Source organism: Halorubrum halodurans (assembly GCF_002252985.1).
Lineage (GTDB): Archaea > Halobacteriota > Halobacteria > Halobacteriales > Haloferacaceae > Halorubrum > Halorubrum halodurans.
Genome location: NZ_NHPJ01000041.1, coordinates 1 through 4,914 on the forward strand (window position 1 = coordinate 1; position 4,914 = coordinate 4,914).

Sequence of the window (4,914 nt, forward strand, 5' to 3'; positions counted from 1 at the left end):
CCACGTCATGCGGTTTCATGCCTCGAAAGGGATCGACGGAACGGTCGGATCGTTCTCGTCGTGCGGCTGGCGGAGCCGGTCGACGAAAGAAACGCGGGATCGCTGGGGACGAACGAACCGGTCGGCTACTCCTCGTCGAGGTATTCGATGCCCTGTTTCGAGACGTTCGCCTTCGTGATGTCGTCGAGGTCGTTGAGCCAGAAGTCCTCGTCGGCGTCGTCGACCTCGGGAGCGCTGTCCTTCCACGCCCACCCCTCGTACTCGTGGACCTTCTCCGTCCCCTTCTCCCGGAGCCTGAGCGTGATTCGTTCCGCCTCCTCCTCGGAAGGAGCGGGCTCGAGGGTCCGGGCCGCCTTGAGCGCGGCCTGTCTCGGCATGTTCCCGGAGAACTCGCTCGGTTCCGACCCGTCCTCCTCTCGGAGAGCGAAGTTTCGCTTACCGTCTTCACGTACCATGGTTTTACCTCCATGTCAATCCAACACACAGCCCGTAATAAATATATCGGCGAAATGAAAACTGATCGGCACGTCGTTTATAAGTGCGCCGGAACCGCCTGGCGGTTTCGGGACGCCCTCGACCGACCGGATCGGCCGACGAAGCCGGGAGACGCCCGGCCGGTCGGACGGCGGGTTCGTCCGGAGACGGGAGATCGGACGGGTAAACAACACTTATATGTCTCCTGTGGCGAAGTGCGAGCCGTACATCCGCGATGGTTCGCAAAAAGAAGCTCAGCCCGAGTGGCGCCAAGGACGACGACGGGGAGTACCACAACGTCCACGTGAACCTCCACGAGGACGAACTCGCCGTCGCCGGAATGGAGATCGGCGACGAGGTGTTCGTCCGCGTCCGCGACGGCAAGATCATCATCCAGAAGGCCGATTCGGACCCCGAACAGCTCGAGCACGACTTCTGAGGCCATCGCGGTTCGCCGCCGCCCCGCCCCGCGTCCCGACCGTCTCTCGTCCCCGGCCCGGAGCCGGCCGTTCTCCGCCGGGTCGGCGGATTGATACCCGTCGGCGACGAGAACCGACCGATGGGGCTCTACGACCTCGCGAAGCCGGCGCTGTTCGCGCTGCCGGCCGAGACGGCACACACCGCGGGACACCGTTTCCTCCGTGGCGTACAGGGTACTCCGATCGAGTCGGCGCTCCGGGGACGGTACGCGGTGGAGGACGAGCGGTTGCGGGTCGACGCGTTCGACGCGACCTTTCCGAACCCGGTCGGCGTGGCCGCCGGGTTCGACAAGAACGCCGAGGTGCCGCGGGCGCTCGCCGCGCTGGGGTTCGGCCACGTCGAGGTCGGCGGCGTGACCGCCGAGGGGCAGTCGGGGAACCCGCGACCGCGACTGTTCCGACTCCGCGAGGACGGCGCGTTGATCAACCGCATGGGCTTCAACAACGAGGGCGCCGACGCCGTCGGCGACCGGCTCGACCGGGAGCCGATGCCGGACGTGCCGGTCGGCGTCAACATCGGGAAGTCGAAGTCGACGCCGCTGTCGGAGGCGGCCGACGACTACCTGTACACGTACGAGCGCGTCGCGGGCGCGGGCGACTACTTCGTCGTCAACGTCTCGAGTCCCAACACGCCCGGCCTCCGCGAGCTACAGAACCGCGAGGCGCTCGAGGGGATCCTCGGAACGCTCTCGGAGGCGGGCGCGTCGCCGCTTCTGGTCAAGCTCTCGCCCGACCTCCCGCGGGCGGCGATCGCGGAGGCGCTCGCCGTCGTCGACGACCTGGATCTCGACGGCGTGATCGCGACCAACACGACCGTCTCGCGTCCCGACACGCTGGAGAGCCCGAACCGCGCGGAACGGGGTGGCCTGTCCGGGAAACCGATCGAGGACGCCGCCACCGATCTCGTCCGGTTCGTCGCGGAACGGACGGACGTGCCGGTCGTAGGCGTCGGCGGCGTCTCCGACGCGGCGGGCGCCTACGAGAAGATCCGCGCCGGCGCGTCGGTCGTCCAGCTGTACACCGCGCTCGTCTACGAGGGCCCGGAGATCGCCCGTTCGATCAATCGGGGACTGCTCGACCTCCTCGAGCGCGACGGGTTCGAGACGGTCGGCGACGCGGTCGGCGCGGACCTCGAGTGATCGGGTCGGGTTCGAGCGGTCAGGCCTCGACCGCGTTCCGGACGATGACGACGACGTCCTCCGCGTCCAGGAGTTCGCCCTCGCCCGCGTACCGCCTGTTCTCCTCGATCGAGAACTCCCCGTCCTCCAGCGCCACGCCCGCGACGTGGAGCTCGTCGCCGTCGATCTCGTAGTCCCCGCTCGCGAGCGCGGCGTCGATGTCGCCGACGCGGTCCCCGTGTTTCGGGCCGACGGTGGCGTAGTCGAGGTCGATCCCGGTGACCACCGTCTCGACGGGCGCCTCCGCGTCCGGGTGGACCTCCAGGTCCGCGACGTGCATCACACCGGTGACGTCGTCCTCGAACCCGCGGATGTCGGCGTACACCTCGACCGCGTCGAGGTCGGCGTTGAGCGGGAGCTGGTTCTCGCTTTTGTACCGGCGGAGCGCGCCCACGACCGCCATCGCCGCGCGCCCCGCGTCGGCGTCGGCGTCGAGTCCGAGCGGTTCGGGCCAGTCGGCGAGGTGGATCGAGTCGCCCGCGTCCCCCGCGGCCGCGTCCGCGTACATGTCCTGCCACAGCTCCTCCGTGACGTGCGCGAGCACGGGCGCGAACAGCTTCAGGAACCGCCGGTGGGCGGTCCGGAGCGTGTACGCCGCCGAGGCGTCCTCGCGCTGTTTGGCGATCTCGAGGTAGTCGTCACAGAACGTGTTCCAGAAGAAGCTCCGGAGCCCGTCGCGCGCCTTCGAGAACTCGCGGTTCTCCAGCCGTTCGGTGAGCGTCCCGATCTCGGCGTCGAGCTCCGCGAGCAGCCAGCGGTCGATCTCGCGGAGACCGCCCTCGGGCTCGTCGGGGTACGGCTCCGGCGCGAGCGACTCGACCAGCTTCGAGGCGTTCCACAGCTTCCGGATGAGTTTCTCGCCCGCGCGGAGTCCCTTCTCCTGGTACGGCAGGTCGTCGCCGATCGCGGAGCCGGACGCCCAGTAGCGGGCGGCGTCGACGGGATACTCCTCCAACACCGCGTCGGGGTCGACGACGTTCCCCTTGGACTTCGACATCTTCTCGCGGTTCTCGTCGAGCACCATCCCGTTGATCATCGTCGACTCGAAGGGGACCTCGCCGGTGTGCTCGTAACACTTGATCACGGTGTGGAACAGCCAGAAGGAGATGATGTCGTGGCCCTGCGGCCGAACGTTCATCGGGTAGATCTCCGGGCGGTCCATGACGAACTCGCCGGCGTCCTCGTCGTAGTCCCAGCCGGCGTTGACGAGCGGGGTGAGAGAGGAGGTCGCCCACGTGTCGAGCACGTCGTCCTCGGGGACGAACTCCCCGTGACCGCACTCCGGACAGGCGTCGATCGGGGGATCGTCCGAGAGCGGGTCGACGGGGAGGTCGGCCTTCTCGGCGACGACCTCGCGGTCGCAGTCCGCACAGTACCAGACGGGGAAGGGGATCCCGGAGGAGCGCTGTCGGGAGATGAGCCAGTCCCACTGGAGTCCCTCGACCCAGTGTTCATAGCGCGTGAACATCTTCTCGGGGAACCACTCCATCTCGCGGCCGGCCTCGAGGTACTCCTCGCGTTTGTCCAGCACCTCGATGTACCACTGCTCGGTGACGAGGAACTCGACGCTCGTCTCGCATCGCTCGTGGACGTTGACGGTGTGGGTGATCTCCCACCGATCGAGAAGCGCGCCGGCCGCCTCGAGGTCCTCGACGATGGCCTCGCGGGCCTCCGAGGAGTGGAGCCCCTCGTACTCGCCGGCGACGTCGGTCATGTGGGCGGACTCGTCGATGGCGACGCGGAGGTCCAGGTCGTGCGCCTGGTACCACTCGATGTCGTTCTGGTCGCCGAAGGTACAACACATCACGATCCCCGATCCGGTCTCCATGTCGACGCGGTCGTCCGCGATGATCGGCACCTCGTGACCGAACAGCGGCACCTCCGCCTCGCGGCCGACGAGGTCCGCGTTCTCCTCGTCGTCGGGGTGGACGAAGACGGCGACGCAGGCGGGGAGGAGTTCGGGTCGCGTCGTGGAGATGGTGAAGGCGTCCTCGCTCCCCGCGACCCCGAACTCGATGTCGTGGAAGTGCGAGTCCCGCTCGTCGTCCTCGGTCTCGACCTGCGAGATGGCGGTCTCGCAGTCGGGACACCAGATCGCCGGGGCCTCCTGGCGGTACTCGCGGCCCTTCTCGTAGAGGTCGATGAAGGAGAGCTGGGAGACGCGCTGGACCTCGGGCGAGATGGTGCGGTAGGTGTTGTTCCAGTCGATGGAGAGGCCGACGCCCTGCATCTTCTCCGTGAACTCCTCCTCGTACTCCAGACACACCTCCCGGCACTTGCGCTGGAACTCGCGGCGCTCGAAGTCCTGGTGGCGGACGTCGAGCTCGCGCTCGGTGAGCCGCTCGGAGGCGATCCCGTTGTCGTCGTAGCCGAACGGGTAGAACACCTCGCTGTCGTACATCCGGTGGAAGCGGGCGACGACGTCCTGGAGGATCGAGCCGTACACGTGGCCCCAGTGGAGGCTGCCGGAGACGGTCGGCGGGGGAGTGTCGATGGAGAACGCGGTGTTCGGATCGACGGGGTCGTCGGGGTACGCGTACGTCTCCTCGTCGACCCATCGCCGCTGCCAGTGCGGCTCGGCGGTGTCGGGGTCGTACTCTCCGCTGGGCATTATCGGGTGGGATTTCCCGCGGTTCCCTCTTAACGGCCTCGGTTACGCCGGAACGGCGGCGGCTGGTCGACAAGCGGCCGGTCGACGGTTGACTAAGTGATCCGGCGCGCGCGAGCAACGCGCGCGAGGGAGTCGCTGGCGCGGAACCGCGCCAGCGACGAGGCTGGGGAGG

At 68.0% G+C, this 4,914-nt stretch carries 4 protein-coding genes; 2 read left to right on the plus strand and 2 right to left on the minus strand.

Annotated elements, in window-relative coordinates; translation table 11 throughout:
- Window positions 1–125: 125 nt before the first annotated feature.
- Window positions 126–455: a non-histone chromosomal MC1 family protein gene (locus tag DJ70_RS03725; RefSeq protein ID WP_094530274.1), complete on the minus strand. Its 330-nt coding sequence runs from the start codon at window positions 453–455 to the stop codon at window positions 126–128.
- A 254-nt stretch (window positions 456–709) separates the two neighbouring features.
- Between DJ70_RS03725 and DJ70_RS03730 the strand changes: the two genes are divergently transcribed.
- Together DJ70_RS03730 and DJ70_RS03735 are read left to right on the plus strand one after the other, a co-directional pair.
- Window positions 710–913: an AbrB/MazE/SpoVT family DNA-binding domain-containing protein gene (locus tag DJ70_RS03730; protein WP_008001971.1), complete on the plus strand. Its 204-nt coding sequence runs from the start codon at window positions 710–712 to the stop codon at window positions 911–913.
- A 120-nt stretch (window positions 914–1,033) separates the two neighbouring features.
- On the plus strand, window positions 1,034–2,092 hold the full coding sequence (locus tag DJ70_RS03735) for a quinone-dependent dihydroorotate dehydrogenase (protein ID WP_094530276.1): 1,059 nt from the start codon (window positions 1,034–1,036) through the stop codon (window positions 2,090–2,092).
- Between the two features lie 19 nt (window positions 2,093–2,111).
- Here the strand turns inward: DJ70_RS03735 and DJ70_RS03740 are convergent, their stop codons facing one another.
- Window positions 2,112–4,742 carry a valine--tRNA ligase gene (locus DJ70_RS03740; protein WP_094530278.1) on the minus strand — a complete coding sequence of 877 codons (2,631 nt, stop codon included), beginning with the start codon at window positions 4,740–4,742 and terminating at the stop codon, window positions 2,112–2,114.
- Window positions 4,743–4,914: the final 172 nt, after the last annotated feature.